This window comes from Nonomuraea muscovyensis, assembly GCF_014207745.1.
Classification (GTDB): Bacteria; Actinomycetota; Actinomycetes; order Streptosporangiales; family Streptosporangiaceae; genus Nonomuraea; species Nonomuraea muscovyensis.
The window spans coordinates 1,577,709-1,596,723 of sequence record NZ_JACHJB010000002.1; the positions used below are offsets into that span (position 1 = coordinate 1,577,709).

The following is a 19,015-nucleotide window of genomic DNA, read 5'->3' on the forward strand; positions in this document are numbered from 1 at the left end:
CGGGGCGGGTGGGCCTGGCCGGGCCCCGAGCACCTGGCCAGACATCACAGGCACGCGAACCGGAAGTGAGATCACGTGCTTGATACTGCTTTCAGGCCGTTTCGCCCCTGGGTCCCCTCTGTTACCGCTGTGCTACAACCCTCGATCTCCGCGGTTGGCCGTCACAGGGGGCGGGAAGGGTGCGAGATGATCGAGGCGGCCTATCGGGGAGGTGCGGTGACGGTCCGGCCGATTCGGATGTTCGGCGATCCGGCGCTGCGCGCCGTGGCGGAGCCCGTCCGGGACTTCGACCGCGAGCTGCGCGGCCTGGTCAAGTCCCTGACGTCGACGCTGCGGGCGGGCGCGGGACGCGCGGGCCTGGCGGCGCCGCAGCTCGGGGTGCCGCTGCGGGTGGTCGTCTACTCCTACGAGGGCAAGGCGGGCCACCTGGTCAATCCACGCCTGGAGCTGTCGGAGCGGCGGGTGACCGCCGACGAGGCGTGCCTGTCGGCACCGGGCGTGTGGTGGCCGTTGGAGCGCTCCTACATGGCGACGGCGCGCGGCCGCGACATGTTCGGCAAGCCCGTCACGGTGCGGGCGCTGGGCGTGCTGGCCAGGGTGCTGCAGCACGAGTGCGACCATCTCGACGGGGTGCTGTTCAGCGATCACCTGGAAGAGGAGGAACGGGCACGGTTTCTGGCCGCAGCGGCACCATCGGGGTGAGCGAGCGGCGCTGCGAGGGGTCGGTGCCGCCCCAGACGCCGTTCATCTGACGGGTGTCGATGGCGTAGTCGAGACAGGGCTGCCGCACCGGACAGCCCCGGCAGACCTCCTTGGCTCGCTCCACCTGCTCACGCCCCGGTCCTTCGAGCGTGATGGGGAAGAACAGCTCCGGGTCCATGGTCTGGCAGGCCGCCCTGCGCGACCAGTCGAGCATCATCATGCTCACCTGCCCTACCCGCGTCGTTGCGAGGCATACCTCGGTAATACGGACATACCCTAGCGACCTGCGGAAACTTCCGAAAGTAGTCAGTCCCAGTCGGCGAGGAACCGGTCGGGCGACCGGCGGCCAGTCAAGAGATCCTCACCAGCGGCTCCAGCCCATCGCCCGCGACCAGCGGGCGCCCGCGCCCACGGGCGTGGCGGCCTCGAGGTCGCTCAGCACGCGGTCGGCCACGTCGGTCAGGTCCGCGGCCACCTCGGGCGCCTGCTCGACCTCCTCCGGGCGGGTCACCTCGGTCGGCACCAGGATGCCGCGCGCCCCGGCGGCCCGGGCGGCGTCCATGTCGCGGCCGATGTCGCCCACCACGACGCAGTCGCGCGGGCTGACGTCGAGCACCGCGGCCGCCCTGATCACCAGGCCGGGCGCGGGTTTGCGGCAGGTGCAGCCGTCGGCGTCGTCGTGGACGCAGATCGCCCACGCGTCGAACGGCCCGAGCAGCTCCTCCACGCGGGCGTTGACCTGGTCCATCTCGTCGGGCGAGATCAGCCCCTTGGCCACGCCCGACTGGTTGGTGACGACGGCCACCGGCACGTCGGCCCGGCGCAGCCGCGCCAGCGCCTCGGCGGCTCCCGGCATGAGCTCGACCCGGTCCGGATCACCGTTGTACGGAACGTCCCTGATGAGGGTCCCGTCACGGTCGAACAGCACGGCACCGGGACGTCGTCGTTCGTACACCTTCCACCTCCGCGAGGGCCTTGCGCGGCTCCGTCGAGCCGCCCGCCAGCTACCCGGCCGACCACCCCGCAAACAACTACTCAGCGTGAGCGATTGTCGGCCAAGAAGCGTGTTTGCGCACGTAGAAAGCTTGCGGCAGGTTTGAGAGCCGCTCCTTTCGGTAGCGCTTCTCCTATCTGCGGGGGAGGGACCGGACGAGATTTCTCGGCATCGACGTGATCTTCCACGGCCCCGCCGCCGCTCCGGTGGCAGACGGCCACGTCGCCGCCGCGGCAGGGGGAACGGTTCAGCCGCCGCGAGCACGGCAGGCGGCCGCCGGCCTTCGCCGTCCGGGAGCTCCCCGAGCAGGCGGCCGCCTGGTGCCTGCGCGAGGATCACCTGGCGGGTGGCCGAGCCGAGCTGTCGCACCTCCAGCGGCTGGGACGGCTGGGCGCGTGAACCCCGCCCGGCGGTTAGAGGGCCACCCCGAGCAGGGCGTCGACCAGGTCGCGGACCAGCCGGGGCGCCGCCGCGTCCGTGCCCGCGCCCTCGCCGCCGGCGGAGCCCGTGCTCTCGGCAGCGCCCGTGCCGGTGGTGTCCGTGCCGTCACCGAGCGCCCGGTGCGTCCAGGCGTCGATCGCGGCCAGCGCGCCCGGCGCGTCGAGGTCGTCGGCGAGGAGCTCGCGCACCCGCGCCAGCAGATCGCCCGCCGGCGGGCCGGCGGGCAGCGCGACCGCAGCGCGCCAGCGGTCCAGCCTCCGCTCGGCCGCGGCGAGCTGGCCGGGGGTGTACTCCCAGTCGGCGCGGTAGTGGTGGGCCAGCAGCACGAGCCGCACCGCCATCGGGTCGTGGGCCGTGCGCAGCTTGGAGACGAACACGAGGTTGCCGCGGGACTTCGACATCTTCTCGCCGTCGAGGGCCACCATGCCGGCGTGCGTGTACGACTTGGCGAACGGCCACTCGCCGGTGGCGGCGTGCCCCTCGGAGGCGCCGCACTCGTGGTGCGGGAAGATCAGGTCGGAGCCGCCGCCCGCCACGTCGAACCCGGCGCCCAGGTGGTCGAGCGCGATGGCGGTGCACTCGATGTGCCAGCCGGGCCGGCCCCGGCCCAGCGGTGATTCCCACGACGGCTCGCCCGGCCGTTCGGCCTGCCACAGCCTCCAGTCGAGCGGGTGGCGCTTGCCCGGCCGGTCGGGGTCGCCGCCGCGCTCGGCAAACAGCTTCAGCATCAGCCGCTCGTCGTAGCCGGACACCTGGCCGAACTTGGGCGCGTCGGCCGAGCTGAAGTAGACGTCGCCGTCGAGCTCGTAGGTGACGCCCTTGGCCCGCAGCGACTCGATCAGCTCGGCGACCCGGCCGATCACCTCGGTGACGCCGACGTAGTCGCGGGGCGGCACGATGCGCAGCGCCTCCATGTCCGTGCGGAACAGCTCGATCTCCCGCTCGGCGAGGTCCTGCCAGGCGACGCCGGTCTGCTCGGCGCGTTCGAGCAGGGGATCGTCGACGTCGGTGGTGTTCTGCGTGTAGTGCACGTCGTGACCGTTGTCGCGCCAGACGCGGCCCGCCAGGTCGAAGGCGAGGTAGGTGTTGGCGTGGCCGAGGTGGGTGGCGTCGTACGGGGTGATGCCGCAGACGTACATCCTCGCGGTGGGGCCAGGATCGGTCTGGCGCACCTGCCCGGTGGCGGTGTCGTGGAGCCGCAGCGGGACGCCGGCGCCGGGCAGGTCGGGGATGTTCGGGGCGGACCACGATCTCATAGCTTTGAGCCTATCTGTCCCGGTCGGCTGTCAGGTCGGTGAAGTCGTACGTCACACCGTCGGTGTCCAGCGTGACCCGCATGACCGACAGCGAGGCGAACACGCGCCCGCCGGGCGTCTCGTGCCGGACGAGAAGCGCCTCGGGGGCGTTGGACGGCTCGCCGGTGACCAGCCCGTGCCAGCCGCCGGCGGACGGGGAGGCGGCGAAGCGGGGCAGGTGGGCGGCCACGCGCGGGTGTGCCGGGTCGAGGCCGGTGTTGACGATCATGCTGGTGCCGTCGGGCAGGTCAGCGGTGGTCAGCCGGGCGCCGTCCCAGCTCGCCAGGCGAGCCCGTCCGGGCTCGGCGAGCACGAGGTGGAACGGGTCGTAGCGGGCCAGGTCGGCCTCGGGCAGCGCACCGGTGGCGGCGGCGCGCAGGGCCAGGTCGCCGCGGGAGGTCTTGACGGTCTCGGGGGCGGGGGTGCCGTGGCCGTTCAGCAGCGCCGCGGCGCGGCGGGCCGCCGGGTGGACGGCGAGCCAGGTGCCGCCGGCCTTGAGGTCGCGCCCGCCGAGCACGCCCGGGTGTTCGGGCCAGTGTTCGCCCGGCCCCTCCCAGGGCCGGTCGGTGTACTCGTCGCGCACGCCCAGGAGGGTGAGTGGCCACCCCGTTCTTACGATCACGGTGCACATGGGGCAAAGCGTAGTAAACCGGATCAGATGGGCGGCCAGGGGATGGCCGGCCAGTCCTCCGACGGGTAGGGGTGCACGCCGGTGTCGAGCAGCCGCCGCACCCGGTGCCAGGTGGCCTCCACCTCGGCCGACGTCAGCAGATCGCGCAGCCTGCGGCCCAGCGCCCCCGACTCCAGGTCGCGTTCGAGCTTGGCGAGCACCCCCACCGCCTCGCGGGAGAGCGGCTTGCCGCGCCACTGCCAGAGCACGGTGCGCAGTTTGTCCTCGGTGGCGAAGCAGACGCCGTGGTCGACCCCGTAGACGTGGCCGGTGGGCAGCGGCAGCAGGTGGCCGCCCTTGCGGTCGGCGTTGTTGACGATGGCGTCGAAGACGGCCATCCGGCGCACCACGGGGTTGCGGCTGCGCACCAGGCGCATGAGGTCGATCTCGCGTTCGGTGTCGATCCACAGCTGGCACATGCCGGGCCCGAACGGGCCGTCGCGGTAGACCGTCGGCGGGACGATGCGCCAGCCGGTCGCCTGGGACACCTCGAACGCCGCCACCTCACGGGCGGCGAGGGTGCCGTCGGGGAAGTCCCACAGCGGGCGCTCCCCGCGTACGGGCTTGTAGACACAGGCGGCGGTGCGCCCGCCGAGCGTGACCGAGCAGTAGAGGGTCATGTTGGTCGCCTCCACCAGGCGGCCCGCCACGTCCAGGCGCCCGTCGCGGAGCAGTTGGAGCGCCCTGTCGTCGTCCATGACCGGCGCGTGTGAGGGCCTGACCACCGGCTCGCTCTCCGGCGCGCTCATGAAGCCGCCTCACCCCCGCGGTATCCGTTGAGTCGGACGCAGACGTGCCCTTCGGCGTCGAGCGGCTGCCCGCACAGGGGACACGGCGGCCGGCCGGCCGCGACGAGCCGCAGCGCCCGCTGGGTGAACGCCCGCGCGGCCCCCGCGCTGATGCGCACCCGGAGCATGGCCGGCTCGGGCGCGTCGAGATCCTCGTCATCGACGATCTCCTGCGCCTCGATCACCACCTGAGCCGTCTCCGGGTCCCACGCCAGTGCCATGGTGCCGACCCGGAAGTCCTCGGCCAGCGGCACGTCGAGCGGGTCGTCGTCGGTCAGGTCGGCGGGTGCGAGAGCGGGCACCTGGGTGATGCCCCCGCTGCGGCGCAGCACCTCGTCGAGCAACTCGTCCAGCCTGCCCGCGAGTGCGGCGACCTGGAGTTTCTCCAGCGCGACCGTGGTCAGTCTGCCCTCGGCTCTGGCCTGCAGAAAGAAGGCTCGGGCGCCCGGTTGCCCCAGGGCACCGGCCACGAACCTCTCTGGTGGGTCGTAGTCGAAGACCGGCATAGCCTGACCTTACGTGGTCCCGGGTCCGCCGCCGACGGCGGCATCGCTCCCGGTGATGTTTTCTCCCCCGTCTTTCTCCTCCGAATCCTCGGGGAGCCGCAATTCCCCCATATCGTTAAGCCTGAGAAGAAAGGGGCGCAAGGGGGCATAGCGAATGATGGTGAGAGCGCCCGGATCAGCAGTTATCCGCTGAAAGTGATCGAGATGCAGGCCCAGCGCGTCCGCCACGATCGCCTTGATCACGTCGCCGTGGCTGCACACCAGGTAGACAGCCTTCTCCCCGAGGCGACGATTCCAGTCGCGGACCGCGGCCACGGCCCGGTGCTGCATATCGGCCAGCGACTCCCCTTCCGGAAATGTCGCCGCACTGGGATGGGCCTGCACGACCTGCCACAGGGGGTCCTCGGCGAGCTCCTTCAGCGGCCGCCCGGTCCACCCCCCGTACCCGCACTCGACGAACCGCTCGTCGACCAGCACGTCCCTCCCGCCTCCGGCCGCGACCGCGCCGGCCGTCTCCACACACCGCTCCAGCGGGCTGGAGACGATCGCGTCGAGCCGGATGCCGGCGAGGCGCCCGGCGAGCGCGGCGGCCTGGGAGCGGCCCGCGTCGCTCAGGTGGACTCCGGGCGTGCGGCCGGCCAGGACCGGCCCGGTGAGGGCCGTGAGCCCGTGGCGGGCGAGAAGCAGCGTCGTCACGGGCCCAGTGTCGCAGGCGCGGATCACGGCGTTTCACCGGCCCGGACGGTAACCTGGCGGGACCATGCAGCAACGCTATGTCGGCCGTAGCGGCCTGTCGGTCTCCCGCCTGGGGCTCGGCACGATGACCTGGGGGCGCGACACCGACGCCGAGGAGGCGTCGGCACAGCTCCGCACGTTCGTGGACGCTGGGGGCACGCTCGTCGACACCGCCGACGTCTACACGGGCGGCGACGCCGAGCGGCTCCTCGGCCGGATGCTGCGCGACTCGGTGCCGCGCTCGGAGGTGGTGATCTCCACCAAGGCCGTGGTGACCCCGATGGGCCGCCGGCCGCGCGACGCCTCCCGCCGCCACCTGATCGCCGCCGTGGACGCCTCGCTCGCCAGGCTCGGCGTCGACTACGTCGACCTGTGGCAGCTGCACACCTACGACGAGGAGGTGCCGCTGGAGGAGACGCTGGCCGCGCTCGACGCGATCGTCTCCTCCGGCCGCGCGGTCTACGCGGGCGTGTGCGACTACACCGGCTGGCAGCTCGCCGCGGCGGCGGTCACCCAGCGCGCCGTGCCCGGCCGCGTCCCCATCACCTCGGCCCAGGCCGAATACTCCCTGCTGGCCCGCGAGCCCGAGCGGGAGCTGCTGCCCGCCGCCGAGCACGTGGGCGCGGGCGTGCTGGCCTGGTCGCCGCTCGGCCGGGGGGTGCTGACCGGCAAGTACCGCACCGGCGTCCCATCCGACTCGCGGGCCGCGACCCCGCACTTCGCCGACTTCGTCCGGCCCTATCTCGACGAGCGCAGCCGCCGGGTCGTCGAGTCCGTGATGACGGCCGCCGACGGGCTCGGCGTCTCACCGCTGGCGGTGGCCCTGTCCTGGGTGCGCGACCAGCCGGGGGTGGCGGCGGCCATCGTCGGCGCCCGCACCCGCACCCAGCTCTCCGGAGCGCTGGCGGCCGAGGAGGTCGTGCTGCCGCGCGAGATCCGCGAGGCCCTCGACGACGTCTCCTCCCCCGACTGACGGCCGCCGCCGCGGGCGCCCCGCGCGCCGCCCGCGCGCTCCCCCGGGAGCTGCGCGAGCGAACGGGAGTCGGCCTCGCGTGTCACTAGTCCATACCAGATCGTGTGTTTGACGAGAAACACCTGCCTTGCACGCCCGATGTCCGTAAAGATTTCTTTTGAAGGCGATGCGGGAGGGGACCGATGGGGAGCAGGACCGCGATCTCGGCTGGGGTCCTGGCGGTGGCGCTGGTGGCGATACCGCTCGCCCTGCCGATATCGGCGGCCCTGGCGGACGACTGTCCCGGTGGCGGCGGCCTGCTCGGCGGCGTGACCGACGCGGTGTGCGACACGGTCGACAAGGTCACCGGCACGGTCGACACGCTCACCGGCGACACGCTCAAGCCGGTCACCGGCGGCCTCAACGAGACGACGGACAAGGTGCTCGGCAAGGTCGGCGAGGTGGCCCCCACCCGCAAGCCCGGCGACGACGCCGGGTCCGACCCCACCCCGTCCCAGACCGCCCTGCTGCCCGAACCACTCGACGAGGTGTGCCTGCCGGTGCTGGCCTGCACCGCCGACCGGCGCGCGATCGGCGACCCCTCGACCCCCGCCCCCGACGTCACCAGCCCCGCCCCGCGCTCCTCCCGGTCACCCGGCTCGGACTCCGGCACCGACTCCACTGACGACGACAGCGCGATCGAGCGGCGCGCGCGGGAGGAGGCGACCGTGACGCCGCCCACCTCGACGCCGTGGCCTCCCGACAGCGAGCCGCACCAGCTCCATTCCGACCCCGTCGACGAGCCGGTGACCGACGAGCCGACGGCCGACCCCGACGACGCGCGCATCGACCTGCTGTGGCCCAACCCGCTGGTCAAGGACCTGACGCTGCCGATGGGCGACCGAGACGTCGTACGGCCCAGCCCGCCGGCCTCCGACGTGCTGGGCACGTCACTGACGATCGCGCTGCTGATCTCGGCCATCGCCGCCACCCGCATCGTGCAGCAGCGCCGCCAGCGGGTCGAGCAGCCGGAGTCCATCCCCTTCGAACCTGCCCCGGCCAACACCGGCCGCCACCGCCTGGCCTGACCCCGGGGCGGCTCCCCCGTCGGTGGAGGCGGTCTCCGGCCCCGTACGGGCGTGCGCCTCCCGGGGCCCGGACGCGACGCATCCGCCGTCCTCATGCGACCGCCAGGGCACGTGGTCGGCGGGACCTGGCCACCGTCGGCGAGCGGGCCGTGGGTGGGCGCCGCGCGGTGGTGCCGAGCCGTGAGGAGAGGACCTGTGCGCGTCGTGCGGTGAAGGAGGGGGGCCGCACGTGAGGAGGCTTGTCACGTGCGGCGGGGCGGTCAGGCTCCGATGGCGTGGACGCCGCCGTCGACGTGGACGATCTCGCCCGTCGTGGCGGGGAACCAGTCGGACATCAGGGCGACGCACGCCTTGGCCGCCGGGACCGTGTCGGACAGGTCCCAGCCGAGCGGCGCCTTGTCCGGCCAGCTGTCCTCGAACTCCCTGAAGCCCGGGATGGACTTGGCGGCCATGGTGCGCAGCGGGCCCGCGGCGACGAGGTTGACCCGGATGCCCTGCTTGCCGAGGTCGCGGGCGAGGTAGCGGGAGGCCGACTCCAGGCCCGCCTTGGCCACGCCCATCCAGTCGTAGACCGGCCAGGCCTTGGAGGCGTCGAAGTCGAGGCCGACGACGGCGCCGCCCTCCTTCATCAGCGGCAGGCAGGCCACGGCCAGCGACTTGAACGAGTAGGTGGACACGTGCAGGGCGGTCGAGACGTCCTCCCACGTGGTGTTGAGGAAGTTGCCGCCGAGCGCGCTCTGCGGGGCGAAGCCGATCGAGTGGACGACGCCGTCGAGGCCGTCGACGTGCTCGCCGACGCGGTCGGCGAGGGTGTCGAGGTGCTCGGTGTTCTGGACGTCGAGCTCCAGGACGGGAGCCTGCTGCGGGAGCCGCTTGGCGATGCGCTCGACGAGGCTCAGCCGGCCGAAGCCGGTGAGCACCACGGTGGCGCCCTCCTCCTGGGCGAGCTTGGCGACCGAGAACGCGATCGAGGCGTCGGTCAGCACGCCGGTGACGAGGATGCGCTTGCCTTCGAGGATGCCCATGGTCAGTGCCCCATTCCGAGTCCGCCGTCGACGGGGATCACGGCCCCGGTGATGTAGGAGGCGTCGTCGCCGGCCAGGAAGCGGACGACGCGCGCGACCTCGGCCGGCTTGGCCTGCCTGCCGAGGGGGATGTTCTTGACGATGGCCTCGGAGTCGAGCCCGGCCGTCATGTCGGTCTCGACGAATCCGGGCGCGACGACGTTGACCGTGATGCCGCGCGAGCCGTACTCGCGGGCCATGGAGCGGCCGAAGCCGATCAGGCCGGCCTTGGAGGCGGCGTAGTTGGTCTGGCCGGCCGAGCCCGACAGGGCCACGACCGAGGAGACGAGGATGATCCGGCCGCGCTTGAGCTTCATCATGGGCCGGATGGCGCGCTTGGCGACGCGGTAGGCGCCGGTCAGGTTGGCGTCGAGGACCTCGGTGAAGGTCTCCTCCTTCATCATGGCGAGGAGGGTGTCCTTGGTGATGCCGGCGTTGGCGACCAGCACCTCGACGGGGCCCTGCTCGGCCTCGACCTTGTCGAAGGCGGCCTCGACGTCGGCGGTGCTGGTGACGTCGCAGCGCACCCCGAACAGCCCCTCCGGGGGCTCTCCCGATCGGTAGGTGACGGCGACGGCGTCGCCGGCCGCGGCGAGTTCGCGGGCGATCGCGAGGCCGATGCCGCGATTGCCTCCGGTGACGAGTACAGAGCGTGCCATGGGATCAGACGCTATCTCCTACCGGCCGGTATGCGATTGTCCGGGTGGCACAAGATCACAGGGTTAGGATCGTGGACATGCGCCAGATCGATCCCGACTTCCTGGAGCTGCCGTCGCGGCAGCTGGCCGACGCGGCTCTGCAACGCGCCCGCGACCTGGGTGCCGAGCACGCCGACTTCCGCCTCGAACGCATCAGGTCCGAGACCCTGAGCCTCTACGACGCCCGGCTCGAGGGGGCGATGGACGCCGACGACCTGGGCTACGCGGTGCGCGTGGTCAAGGGGGGCACGTGGGGGTTCGCCTCCGGCATCGTGCTGACGCCGCAGGCCGCCGCCGCGGTGGCCGAGCAGGCGGTGCGGGTGGCGGAGGTGAGCGCCCCGATCAACCGCGAGCCGATCGAGCTGGCCCCCGAGCCGGTGCACGGCGAGGTGACGTGGGTGTCGTCCTACGAGGTCGACCCGTTCACGGTCCCCTCGGCCGACAAGGTGGCGCTGCTGGCCGACTGGTCGGCGGGGCTGCTGAAGGGCGCCGACCACGTCTCGGCCCGGCTGCACCAGGTCAAGGAGCAGAAGTTCTACGCCGACACGGCCGGCACGGTCACCACCCAGCAGCGGGTGCGGATCTATCCCCGGCTCAACGCCATGAAGGCGGTCGACGGGCGCTTCGACGACATGTCGACGATCGCGCCGGCGGTCGGCCGCGGCTACGAGTACCTGACGGGCACCGGCTGGGACTGGGCGGCCGAGCTGGCGGAGCTGCCGGGGCTGCTGGCGGAGAAGCTGGCCGCGCCGTCGGTCGAGGCGGGCGAGCACGACCTGGTGATCCATCCGTCCAACCTGTGGCTGACCATCCACGAGTCGATCGGCCACGCCACCGAGCTGGACCGGGCGCTCGGCTACGAGGCGGCCTACGCCGGCACCAGCTTCGCCACGTTCGACCAGCTCGGCGAGCTGGTCTACGGCTCGCCGCTGATGAACGTGACCGGTGACCGCACCGTCGAGCACGGCCTGGCCACGGTCGGCTACGACGACGAGGGCGTGCAGGGGCAGTCGTTCGACATCGTCCGTGACGGGATGCTGGTCGGCTACCAGCTCGACCGGCGGATGGCGCTGATGAAGGGGCTCGGCCGGTCCAACGGGTGCGCCTTCGCCGACTCGCCCGGCCACATGCCGATCCAGCGGATGGCCAACGTCTCGCTGGCCCCGGCTCCCGGCGGCCCGTCCACCGAGGAGCTGATCTCCGGCGTCGAGCGCGGCCTGTACATCGTGGGCGACAAGAGCTGGTCGATCGACATGCAGCGCTACAACTTCCAGTTCACCGGGCAGCGCGCCTACCGCATCTCGGGCGGCAGGCTGGCCGGGCAGGTGCGCGACTTCGCCTACCAGGCGACCACGACGGACTTCTGGCAGTCCATGGAGGCCGTCGGCGGCCCGCAGACCCACATGCTGGGCGGCGCCTTCAACTGCGGCAAGGGTCAGCCCGGCCAGGTGGCTCCGGTCAGCCACGGCTGCCCGTCCGCCCTGTTCAGGGGCGTCCGGATCCTCAACACCGTGCAGGAGGGTGGAAAGTGAGCATCACCGACGGTTCGCCGTCTCCGCAGGAGATGGTGGAGCGGGCTCTGGAGCTGTCCGCGAGCGACGGCTGCATCGTGCTCGCCGACGAGGGTTCCACCGCCAACCTGCGTTTCGCGGGCAACACTCTGACCACCAACGGCGTCGCCCGTTCCGCCCGGCTCACCGTGATCGCGATCGCGGGTGACCGCGTGGGCGTGGTGTCGCGTGCCGCCGTACGACCCGACCAGCTCGCCGACGTGGTGGCCGCGGCCGACCGGGCGGCGCGCGAGGCGACGCCGGCCGAGGACGCCCGCCCGCTCGTGGAGGGGGTGCCCGCCAGCGCCCACTGGGACGAGCCGGTCACGCCCACCGACATCGGCGTGTTCGAGGGGTTCGCGCCCGCGCTGGGCGAGGCGTTCGCCGCCGCCGAGGCGGGCGGCAGGAAGCTGTACGGCTTCGCCGAGCACTCCAGGACCACGACGTTCCTCGGCACGTCCGCCGGGCTGCGGCTGCGCCACGACCAGCCGACCGGCCGGCTGGAGCTCAACGCCAAGTCCGCCGACCTCAAGCGCTCGGCGTGGACGGGCGTGGCGACCCGCGACTTCGCCGACGTGGACGTGACGGGGCTCGACTCGTCGCTGGCGCGGCGGCTGGAGTGGGCCAAGAACCGGATCGACCTGCCGGCCGGCCGCTACGAGACGCTGCTGCCGCCCAGTTCGGTGGCCGACCTCATGCTCTACATGCTGTGGTCGGCGGGCGCCAGGGACGCCCTCGACGGCCGTTCGGTGTTCGCCAAGCAGGGCGGCGGCACCCGGGTGGGCGAGCGACTGGCCGCCCTGCCGGTCACGCTGTCCGGCGACCCGTCCGCGCCGGGCATCGAGTGCGCGCCGTTCGTCATGGCGCACGCCTCCAGCCGCGAGTCGTCGGTGTTCGACAACGGCCTGTCCCTGTCCCCCACCGACTGGGTGCAGGACGGCACGCTGGAGGCGCTGCTGCAGACCCGCCACTCGGCGGATCTGAGCGGGCTGCCGGTGACCCCGGCCATCGACAACCTGATCATGAGGGGTCCGGAGGGCGGACGGTCGCTGGAGGACATGATCGCCTCCACCGAGCGGGGGCTGCTGCTGACCTGCCTGTGGTACATCCGCGAGGTCGATCCGCAGACGCTGCTGCTGACCGGGCTGACCCGTGACGGCGTCTACCTGGTGGAGCACGGCGAGGTCGTGGGCGAGGTCAACAACTTCCGCTTCAACGAGAGCCCCGTCGACCTGCTCGGCCGGATCACCGAGGTGGGCTCCAGCGCGCAGACGCTGCCGCGCGAGTGGAACGACTACTGGACGCGGACGGTCATGCCGGCGCTGCGGGTGCCGGACTTCAACATGTCGACGGTCAGCCAGGCGAGCTGACCGGGGCGGATCCGCCCGGTTCGATCGTGAAGGTGTGCACCCGGCTCCACCGCTGCCCGGTGACGACCCGGGCGGTGCCGGCCTTCAGGTCGTACACGACCGACCAGCGGGTGTGCGGCTGGGCGACCTGGCGCAGCAGGTCGAGGGCGTCGGTGCGGGTGCCGATGCCCTCGGCGAGCGTGCGGTAGCGGGTGTCGGCCAGCCGGGCGCGGCGGTCGGCGCCCGCCATCGTGATGTTGGTCAGGACGCGGTCGTCGATCACGTGCATCCGGCCCTGCCCGTACTCGACGACCACCGAGCGGCCCGAGCGGTCGGCCAGCAGGTAGTGCACCTGGGGGCCGCCGGTGAAGTCGACGTCGTAGCGGCGCATCAGCGCGACGGCCTCGTCCACGGTGGCGGCGCGGTCGAGGACGAGGCGCATGACGCGCACGCTGCTCACCAGGGCGCGGCCGGGCGTCCGCGCGGGGAGTTCGGCGTCGGGCGTCTGGGCCAGGCCGACGGCCAGGCCCTTCTCGTTCATGCCGTCGAACGGCGCCAGCACGGCGTGGCCCAGCCGTCTGCGGTCGGCGGGGTCCTTCAGGTCGGCCGGGTCCTTCCCGTCGAGCAGGTACGACACGTCCACGAGGGACAGGGAGGCGTGGCCGTCGGGCGGGTCGGCGCGCACCACCATGGCCGGGTTGGGGTCCCAGTCGAAGTTACGGCCGAACTCCGCGCCCCGGTGGAACAGGGAGCAGGCCCAGCCGTCCTCGCCGCGGCCCAGTTCGGCGTCGGTGAGCGGCGCCTCGATGTCGTAGCCGCCGTGGTAGGTCATCTCGTACAGCGGCAGGTCGTCCACCTGGCGCAGGCCGGCGACCGTGCGGGCCCGCTCGTCGGGCGTCTGGCGCAGCAACGCCCCTCCCTCGCCCTGCCGTGGCGCGGTGCCCGGGGCGTACGTGGTCTCGGGGGCCGAGGTGCGGCCGGTGGGCGCGCACGCGACAGCGGTCGGCACGGTCAGGAGCAACGCCGCCAGCAGCGCCGCGGTGGGGCCACGCATGCCCGCAGTGTCTCGTCCCGGGCCCGGCTTGTCAGCCCCTGTACGGGAAAGTCCTCGTGCCGGACCCGGGCGACGGCCGGTCAGGCGTCCTCTAGCCGGAACCCCACCTTCATGCCCACCTGGAAGTGGGCCACCTCCCCCGCCTCGATGTGCCCGCGGACCTCCGTCACCTCGAACCAGTCGAGGTGACGCAGGGTCTGCGAGGCACGTCTGATGCCGTTGCGGATGGCCTCGTCAACGCTCTCAGCCGAGGTACCGACGATCTCGGTGACCCGGTACGTTCGATCCGTCATCTCCGCACCCTCCTTACTCGAAGGCCATGATCGCATGACCGGTCCCGCCCGTCCGGGGGGCCGTCGCACCCGGCATGTCCGAGGTCTACCGTGGGAAGCATGAAGTGGGGACGCGAGAAGCAGGACGTCCACCAGGTCACCGATGCCAGACCGTCGCTGAGCGCGGACATCCACAGCCGCGAGATCCGCTACCTCGTCAAGATGGGGATCCGGACGATCTGCCTGATCCTGGCGGTGGTGGTGCCGTTGCCGTGGCCGTACCGGCTGCTGTTCATCGCCGGCGCGGTCTTTTTGCCATACATAGCCGTAATCGGGGCCAATGAGAGGGGAACCGACGCCCCTCCTCCGACCTTTCAGACCCCCGAAGCTAACCAAACCGAGATACCACTGCACCGACGCGAGATCGGGTCGTGACTAAGTCTTGACGCATCCCATGGGTTGTAGGTGTACGCTTTAGCCAAGCACTCCGGTCCCCCGTCGGAGTGCTGGTGCCGGCGTTCCGGGCCCCCGTCGGAACGCCGATGAAGCGACGCCGGGTGGTTTGCCCCCGTAACCACCCGGCGTCGCCCTTTTCCGGGGTTGATCCTTCTCGTGGACGATCGTTCCACTACAGTCACCCCGTCCGATAGGGCCGCTTTCCCGAAATCGTTTACCCGTCGTGGCACGGGAAATTCACAGGAAGCTTTCAGGATCGGACGGGGGCTTGACATGGTGAGTTGAGTCGAGTGTCAGTCGCCGGTCAGAGTCTGGGCGGTCGCCTCTCCCCAGTTGGCAGCCAGGGTCTTCAGCCGCTCCACGGCGTCCTGCGGCGCGGTGCCGGCGCCCTCGGCGAGGCCGAGCAGGTAGGCGGTCAGCGGCGCGGCGGGCCGGGCGACGCCGTGCGCCACGTCCTTGGTGAGGTCGAGGATCAGGTCACGGTCGACGCGGGCCGGGTCGATGCCCAGCTCCTTGCAGGCCAGGGCGGTCCACTCGTTCAGCACGTTCATCGGGGTGCCGGCGCGCGTCCGGGATGCTCGCGGCCCGGGGGCGCGCCTCCTCCTGTCGTTGTGTCGTTGACGCGGGCGTGGGTCAGGTCGTCCATTGTGTCGCAGTCGAACCAGGCTCGCTCGGGCAGCGGCACCCGGGCCGCGACGAGCGGGGCGAGCAGGCCGCGCAGCGACCGGCCCGCGTACCGGTGCAGTTCGTCGCGGAGCACGCGCGTGTCCCACACGCCGAGGAGCCACTGCTCGCGCCCGTCGCCGTCGACGGCGACGGCCCCGCCGGGCCGCCCGCCCGCGTCCAGGAGCGCGGTCACGTGGGAGGGGCCGAGGAACGGCAGGTCGCCGGCGAGCAGGGCCACCCGCGCCGCCGTGACCTCGCGCAGCCCGGCCCGCAGCGCGGGCACCGGGCCGCCGCCCGGCGGGTCCTCGCGGGTGAACACGACACCGGGCAGCTCGCGGGCAGGGCCGACCACCACGACCCGGCCGGCGTCGGGCACGGCCGCCACGACCCGCTGCAGCAGGGTGCGGCCGCCCACGGTCAGGCCCGGCTTGTCCACCCCGCCCAGCCGTCGCGCCTCTCCCCCCGCCAGGATCACCGCGTCGTAACCGCCGCTCATGCCCCCACCCGAACCGCCACCCGCATCGGCACCCATACCCCCACCGTACGCACCACCCGCCCGCACCGGGCGGGCACTCCCGGGATCAGGTGGCGCCCGGCGCGGGCGGCGCGAGGCATGCCGGTGACAGATGCGCCGGTGGAGCCGGCGCGCGAGCACCGGCCGGGCGCGCGCGCCTCCGTGCGCCCGAAGCGCGCCGGCCGGTCAGCCGCCGATGGCCGACATCGGGCGGGAGGGCTGCAGGAACGACGGGTCGTCGATGCCGTGCCCCGCGCGCTTGCCGGCCACGGCGGCGATCCACCGCTCGGCCAGCTCGTCGTCCGAGGCGCCCGCCCGCATGGCCGTCTTGAGGTCGGACTCCTCCCGGGCGAACAGGCAGTTGCGCACCTGCCCGTCGGCGGTGAGCCGGACGCGGTCGCAGGCGCCGCAGAAGGGGCGGGTCACCGAGCCGATGACGCCCACCCGCGCGGGCCCGCCGTCCACCAGGAACCGCTCGGCCGGGGCGCTGCCCCGCTCCTCCAGGTCGTCGGGGGTGAGGTCGAACGAGCCGGACAGCAGGCCGAGGATCTCGTCGGCGGTCACCATGCCCTCGCGGCTCCAGCCGTGCTGGGCGTCAAGCGGCATCTGCTCGATGAAGCGCAGCTCGTAGCCCTGCTCCAGGCAGAACCGCAGCAGGGGGACGGCCTCGTGGTCGTTGACGCCGCGCATCAGCACCGTGTTGACCTTGACGGGGCGCAGGCCCACCTCGTGCGCGGCCGTCAGGCCGGCGATCACGTCGGCGTGCCGGTCGCGGTGCGCCAGCCGCTTGAAGGTGTCACGGTCGAGCGTGTCGAGGGAGACGTTGACCCGGTCGAGCCCCGCCTGCGCCAGCGGCGCGGCGAGCCTGGCCAGGCCGATGCCGTTGGTGGTCAGCGAGATCTGCGGCCGGGGGCTCAGCTCGGCGGTGCGGGCGACGATCTCGGGCAGCTCGCGGCGCAGCAGCGGCTCGCCGCCGGTGTAGCGGACCTCGGTGACGCCGAGCCGCTCGACGCCGATGGTGACCAGCCGGACGATCTCCTCGCCGGTCAGCAGCTTGGCGTTGGGCAGCCAGTCGAGCCCCTCGGGCGGCATGCAGTAGGTGCACCGCAGGTTGCACTTGTCCGTGAGTGACACCCGCAGGTCTGTCGCCACCCGTCCGAACGAGTCTCGCAACACGGGCGTCACCTCCTGTCCGATCGCCGAGACAGCAAGCCTACGGCCCTCTCCGGCTCGCCCGAACTCCGCCCATCCCTAACCACAACGGCGCCCTCGCGGGCGTGATTCCCCGTACGCGCCGGGATGGACACTTCTTCGATCATGCATCGGGAGGAGCTCGGCGCCCGAGTCCCTCCCGGGAGGAGGAGGATAAATGGGTGGGGCTCGACACCATGATCGCGGCACACTGGGCCGCGGACGAAAAGGAGATCCCCGTCATGCCGAACCAGCCCGCACCCAACCTGATGTCGTGGGCCAGCGAGATCGACGAAGGCGCGATCCTGCAGGCCGCGCGCACCGCCCGGCTGCCGTTCGTGGCCGGACACGTCGCGCTCATGCCCGACGCGCACGTCGGGATCGGCGCCACGGTCGGCTCCGTGATCCCCACCGAGGGAGCGATCATCCCGGCCGCCGTGGGCGTGGACATCGGCTGCGGCATGGTCGCCACCGAGACGACCCTGACGGCCGCCGACCTGCCCGACGATCTCGCCCGGCTCATGCCGATCGTGGAGCGGCGCATCCCGGCCGGGGTCGGCAAGGGCCATGACGACCCGGCCGTGGACCGCACGCTCGCCGACCTCGGCCTGCCGTACACCAGCCTGACGCCCAAGCAGGAGACGAAGGTGGCGGCGCAGTTCGGCACGCTCGGCTCGGGCAACCACTTCGTCGAGGTGTGCCTCGACGAGCGGGAGCGGGTGTGGACGGTGCTCCACTCGGGCTCGCGCGGCATCGGCAACCAGCTCGCGACCAAGCACATCGCCGGCGCCCGCGCGCTGATGCGCCGCCTGGCGATCGGCCTGGAGGACCCCGACCTGGCCTACTTCACGCAGAGCACGCCCGAGTTCACGGCCTACATCGAGGACATGCTGTGGGCGCAGCGCTACGCCATGGCCTCGCGGGCGCGGATGGACAGGGTGCTGGTCGACGCCCTGTTCCGGGTGGTCGGCACGGGCTCGCGGGTGCGCACCATCAACTGCCACCACAACTACTCCGAGCGGGAGACGCACGGCGGCAAGGACCTGTGGATCACCCGGAAGGGAGCCATCAAGGCCGCCTCCGGTGACGAGGGCGTGATCCCGGGGTCGATGGGGACGCGGTCCTACATCGTGCGCGGGGCCGGCAACCCGGCGTCGTACAACTCCTGCTCCCACGGGGCGGGGCGGCGGATGTCGCGCGGGCGGGCCAAGCGGGAGCTGTCGGCGCGCTCGCTGACCGAGGCGATGCGCGGCCGCACCTGGAACTCCGACCGGGCCGACGCTCTGGTGGACGAGCACCCGGAGGCGTACAAGCCGATCGACCAGGTGATGGCCGACCAGCGTGACCTGGTCGAGGTTCAGCACACGCTGAGCCAGGTGTTCAACTACAAGGGCTGATTCGGCCAGGTCAGCTCGGGTATGCGTCGTTCCGTGAACGTCGAGAGGGGCCCGGTCATGCTTCGCCTCGTGACATCCGCCGCCGCGCTCGCCCTTGCCGCCGCGGGCTGCGCCAACCTGTCCGGCGACTACAACGATCCGACGCAACTGCACCGGCCGCAGAACGACGGAGCGAACGGCAGCGTGGGCGACGTGCACGTGCGCAACGCGTTCCTCCTCGGTCCGCCGGGGGCCGAGCAGCAGGGGCGGCCCGCGGCGGGGCAGGGGGCCGGGCAGGCGCCGCTGTACGCCGTGCTCGTCAACGACCGGCCCCAGCCGATCCGCCTGGAACGGGTGACCGTCGAGGGCGGCGGGACGGTACGGCTCGCGGGCACGGTCGAGGTGCCGGCCGGCGGCGTCGCGGGGGCCGACCGGCCGATCGGCACGGTCAGCGGGCTGTCCACGCGCGCGTGGGTGCCGATGACGTTCATCTTCGCGGCCGGGCCCGAGCTGCGGCTCACGGTGCCGGTGCTGGCCAGGGCCGGCATGTACGCCACCTACAGCCCGGCGCCACAGGAGGCTCCCACGGGCTCGCCGCCGCCGGCCACGGCCACCCCGAGCCCCTCGCTCACCGGCTCGCCGTGATCGCGTCGC

The 19,015-nt window shown here is 72.5% G+C and carries 22 protein-coding genes; 8 read left to right on the top strand and 14 right to left on the bottom strand.

All coding sequences use genetic code 11. The features are described 5' to 3' along the window. Nucleotides 1–216 precede the first annotated feature (216 nt). The gene (locus FHU36_RS24030; RefSeq protein WP_185086149.1) at nt 217–702 is read left to right on the top strand and encodes a peptide deformylase; all 486 of its coding nucleotides are present in this window, start codon (nt 217–219) and stop codon (nt 700–702) included. On the opposite strand, the gene FHU36_RS24035 is transcribed toward FHU36_RS24030, so the two are convergent. The 7 genes from FHU36_RS24035 to FHU36_RS24065 all read right to left on the bottom strand — a co-directional run bounded on the left by FHU36_RS24035 (nt 638) and on the right by FHU36_RS24065 (nt 6,092). Then, nucleotides 638–922, bottom strand: a complete 285-nt coding sequence (locus tag FHU36_RS24035) for a WhiB family transcriptional regulator (RefSeq protein WP_221496811.1) — start codon at nt 920–922, stop codon at nt 638–640. The two genes, FHU36_RS24030 and FHU36_RS24035, sit on opposite strands and share 65 nt — an antisense overlap. 141 nt (nt 923–1,063) lie before the next feature. Continuing rightward, on the bottom strand, nt 1,064–1,657 hold the full coding sequence (locus FHU36_RS24040; RefSeq protein ID WP_312891777.1) for a D-glycero-alpha-D-manno-heptose-1,7-bisphosphate 7-phosphatase: 594 nt from the start codon (nt 1,655–1,657) through the stop codon (nt 1,064–1,066). A gap of 452 nt (nt 1,658–2,109) precedes the next feature. Beyond that, on the bottom strand, nt 2,110–3,393 hold the full coding sequence (gene mshC / locus FHU36_RS24045) for a cysteine--1-D-myo-inosityl 2-amino-2-deoxy-alpha-D-glucopyranoside ligase (protein WP_185086150.1): 1,284 nt from the start codon (nt 3,391–3,393) through the stop codon (nt 2,110–2,112). A 10-nt stretch (nt 3,394–3,403) separates the two neighbouring features. Further along, on the bottom strand, nt 3,404–4,063 hold the full coding sequence (locus tag FHU36_RS24050; protein WP_185086151.1) for an NRDE family protein: 660 nt from the start codon (nt 4,061–4,063) through the stop codon (nt 3,404–3,406). Between the two features lie 23 nt (nt 4,064–4,086). Continuing rightward, the gene (locus tag FHU36_RS24055) at nt 4,087–4,851 is read right to left on the bottom strand and encodes an Rv2133c family protein (RefSeq protein WP_185086152.1); all 765 of its coding nucleotides are present in this window, start codon (nt 4,849–4,851) and stop codon (nt 4,087–4,089) included. Continuing rightward, a complete protein-coding gene (locus tag FHU36_RS24060; RefSeq protein WP_185086153.1) occupies nt 4,848–5,396 on the bottom strand; it encodes an Rv2134c family protein in 549 nt (182 codons plus the stop codon). Before FHU36_RS24060 ends, FHU36_RS24055 begins: the two co-directional genes overlap by 4 nt. A gap of 9 nt (nt 5,397–5,405) precedes the next feature. Further along, nucleotides 5,406–6,092, bottom strand: coding sequence for an Rv2135c family putative phosphatase (locus FHU36_RS24065; protein ID WP_185086154.1), 687 nt, complete (start codon nt 6,090–6,092; stop codon nt 5,406–5,408). Between the two features lie 64 nt (nt 6,093–6,156). Here FHU36_RS24065 and FHU36_RS24070 point away from each other — a divergent pair, with 64 nt between their 5' ends. Continuing rightward, nucleotides 6,157–7,104, top strand: a complete 948-nt coding sequence (locus FHU36_RS24070) for an aldo/keto reductase (protein WP_185086155.1) — start codon at nt 6,157–6,159, stop codon at nt 7,102–7,104. Between the two features lie 182 nt (nt 7,105–7,286). Then, nucleotides 7,287–8,171, top strand: coding sequence for a hypothetical protein (locus FHU36_RS24075; RefSeq protein WP_185086156.1), 885 nt, complete (start codon nt 7,287–7,289; stop codon nt 8,169–8,171). Nucleotides 8,172–8,431: 260 nt separating this feature from the next. On the opposite strand, the gene fabI is transcribed toward FHU36_RS24075, so the two are convergent. Together fabI and fabG are read right to left on the bottom strand one after the other, a co-directional pair. Continuing rightward, nucleotides 8,432–9,196, bottom strand: a complete 765-nt coding sequence (gene fabI / locus FHU36_RS24080) for an enoyl-ACP reductase FabI (protein WP_185086157.1) — start codon at nt 9,194–9,196, stop codon at nt 8,432–8,434. A 2-nt stretch (nt 9,197–9,198) separates the two neighbouring features. Then, on the bottom strand, nt 9,199–9,894 hold the full coding sequence (fabG, locus tag FHU36_RS24085; protein WP_185086158.1) for a 3-oxoacyl-ACP reductase FabG: 696 nt from the start codon (nt 9,892–9,894) through the stop codon (nt 9,199–9,201). A gap of 77 nt (nt 9,895–9,971) precedes the next feature. Between fabG and FHU36_RS24090 the strand changes: the two genes are divergently transcribed. After that, the gene (locus tag FHU36_RS24090) at nt 9,972–11,465 is read left to right on the top strand and encodes a TldD/PmbA family protein (RefSeq protein ID WP_185086159.1); all 1,494 of its coding nucleotides are present in this window, start codon (nt 9,972–9,974) and stop codon (nt 11,463–11,465) included. A 32-nt stretch (nt 11,466–11,497) separates the two neighbouring features. Then, nucleotides 11,498–12,853 carry a metallopeptidase TldD-related protein gene (locus FHU36_RS24095; RefSeq protein WP_185087577.1) on the top strand — a complete coding sequence of 452 codons (1,356 nt, stop codon included), beginning with the start codon at nt 11,498–11,500 and terminating at the stop codon, nt 12,851–12,853. On the opposite strand, the gene FHU36_RS24100 is transcribed toward FHU36_RS24095, so the two are convergent. Next, nucleotides 12,837–13,886, bottom strand: coding sequence for a linear amide C-N hydrolase (locus tag FHU36_RS24100; RefSeq protein WP_185086160.1), 1,050 nt, complete (start codon nt 13,884–13,886; stop codon nt 12,837–12,839). The genes FHU36_RS24095 and FHU36_RS24100 overlap by 17 nt on opposite strands. A gap of 80 nt (nt 13,887–13,966) precedes the next feature. Beyond that, nucleotides 13,967–14,179 (bottom strand): dodecin, encoded by a 213-nt coding sequence (locus FHU36_RS24105; RefSeq protein WP_185086161.1) that lies wholly within the window; start codon nt 14,177–14,179, stop codon nt 13,967–13,969. Between the two features lie 99 nt (nt 14,180–14,278). On the opposite strand from FHU36_RS24105, the gene FHU36_RS24110 reads away from it, so the two are divergent. After that, a complete protein-coding gene (locus tag FHU36_RS24110; RefSeq protein WP_185086162.1) occupies nt 14,279–14,593 on the top strand; it encodes a DUF3099 domain-containing protein in 315 nt (104 codons plus the stop codon). A 314-nt stretch (nt 14,594–14,907) separates the two neighbouring features. Here FHU36_RS24110 and FHU36_RS43700 read toward each other — a convergent pair whose 3' ends face one another. The 3 genes from FHU36_RS43700 to moaA form a co-directional block, all read right to left on the bottom strand. After that, on the bottom strand, nt 14,908–15,165 hold the full coding sequence (locus FHU36_RS43700) for a DUF6457 domain-containing protein (protein WP_221496548.1): 258 nt from the start codon (nt 15,163–15,165) through the stop codon (nt 14,908–14,910). After that, on the bottom strand, nt 15,162–15,812 hold the full coding sequence (gene mobA / locus FHU36_RS24115) for a molybdenum cofactor guanylyltransferase (RefSeq protein WP_246502552.1): 651 nt from the start codon (nt 15,810–15,812) through the stop codon (nt 15,162–15,164). The genes FHU36_RS43700 and mobA overlap by 4 nt, the downstream gene beginning before the upstream one ends. Before the next feature lie 168 nt (nt 15,813–15,980). Continuing rightward, nucleotides 15,981–16,970 carry a GTP 3',8-cyclase MoaA gene (gene moaA / locus FHU36_RS24120; protein ID WP_312891778.1) on the bottom strand — a complete coding sequence of 330 codons (990 nt, stop codon included), beginning with the start codon at nt 16,968–16,970 and terminating at the stop codon, nt 15,981–15,983. A gap of 197 nt (nt 16,971–17,167) precedes the next feature. On the opposite strand from moaA, the gene FHU36_RS24125 reads away from it, so the two are divergent. Both FHU36_RS24125 and FHU36_RS24130 read left to right on the top strand, forming a co-directional pair. Continuing rightward, nucleotides 17,168–18,382, top strand: a complete 1,215-nt coding sequence (locus FHU36_RS24125) for an RtcB family protein (RefSeq protein WP_312891779.1) — start codon at nt 17,168–17,170, stop codon at nt 18,380–18,382. A gap of 69 nt (nt 18,383–18,451) precedes the next feature. After that, on the top strand, nt 18,452–19,006 hold the full coding sequence (locus tag FHU36_RS24130; RefSeq protein WP_185086164.1) for a copper chaperone PCu(A)C: 555 nt from the start codon (nt 18,452–18,454) through the stop codon (nt 19,004–19,006). Nucleotides 19,007–19,015 lie beyond the last annotated feature (9 nt).

What these genes read in the sequence shown, in the direction of transcription:
- FHU36_RS24035 (WP_221496811.1), bottom strand. Translation starts at nt 922, where the DNA reads ATGATGATGCTCGACTGGTCGCGCAGGGCGGCCTGCCAGACCATGGAC.
- FHU36_RS24075 (WP_185086156.1), top strand. Translation starts at nt 7,287, where the DNA reads ATGGGGAGCAGGACCGCGATCTCGGCTGGGGTCCTGGCGGTGGCGCTG.
- mobA (WP_246502552.1), bottom strand. Translation starts at nt 15,812, where the DNA reads ATGGGTGCCGATGCGGGTGGCGGTTCGGGTGGGGGCATGAGCGGCGGT.
- FHU36_RS24055 (WP_185086152.1), bottom strand. Translation starts at nt 4,851, where the DNA reads ATGAGCGCGCCGGAGAGCGAGCCGGTGGTCAGGCCCTCACACGCGCCG.
- fabI (WP_185086157.1), bottom strand. Translation starts at nt 9,196, where the DNA reads ATGGGCATCCTCGAAGGCAAGCGCATCCTCGTCACCGGCGTGCTGACC.
- FHU36_RS43700 (WP_221496548.1), bottom strand. Translation starts at nt 15,165, where the DNA reads ATGAACGTGCTGAACGAGTGGACCGCCCTGGCCTGCAAGGAGCTGGGC.
- FHU36_RS24110 (WP_185086162.1), top strand. Translation starts at nt 14,279, where the DNA reads ATGAAGTGGGGACGCGAGAAGCAGGACGTCCACCAGGTCACCGATGCC.
- FHU36_RS24100 (WP_185086160.1), bottom strand. Translation starts at nt 13,886, where the DNA reads ATGCGTGGCCCCACCGCGGCGCTGCTGGCGGCGTTGCTCCTGACCGTG.
- mshC (WP_185086150.1), bottom strand. Translation starts at nt 3,393, where the DNA reads ATGAGATCGTGGTCCGCCCCGAACATCCCCGACCTGCCCGGCGCCGGC.
- FHU36_RS24050 (WP_185086151.1), bottom strand. Translation starts at nt 4,063, where the DNA reads ATGTGCACCGTGATCGTAAGAACGGGGTGGCCACTCACCCTCCTGGGC.
- FHU36_RS24095 (WP_185087577.1), top strand. Translation starts at nt 11,498, where the DNA reads ATGGTGGAGCGGGCTCTGGAGCTGTCCGCGAGCGACGGCTGCATCGTG.
- FHU36_RS24105 (WP_185086161.1), bottom strand. Translation starts at nt 14,179, where the DNA reads ATGACGGATCGAACGTACCGGGTCACCGAGATCGTCGGTACCTCGGCT.
- FHU36_RS24070 (WP_185086155.1), top strand. Translation starts at nt 6,157, where the DNA reads ATGCAGCAACGCTATGTCGGCCGTAGCGGCCTGTCGGTCTCCCGCCTG.
- fabG (WP_185086158.1), bottom strand. Translation starts at nt 9,894, where the DNA reads ATGGCACGCTCTGTACTCGTCACCGGAGGCAATCGCGGCATCGGCCTC.
- FHU36_RS24090 (WP_185086159.1), top strand. Translation starts at nt 9,972, where the DNA reads ATGCGCCAGATCGATCCCGACTTCCTGGAGCTGCCGTCGCGGCAGCTG.
- FHU36_RS24060 (WP_185086153.1), bottom strand. Translation starts at nt 5,396, where the DNA reads ATGCCGGTCTTCGACTACGACCCACCAGAGAGGTTCGTGGCCGGTGCC.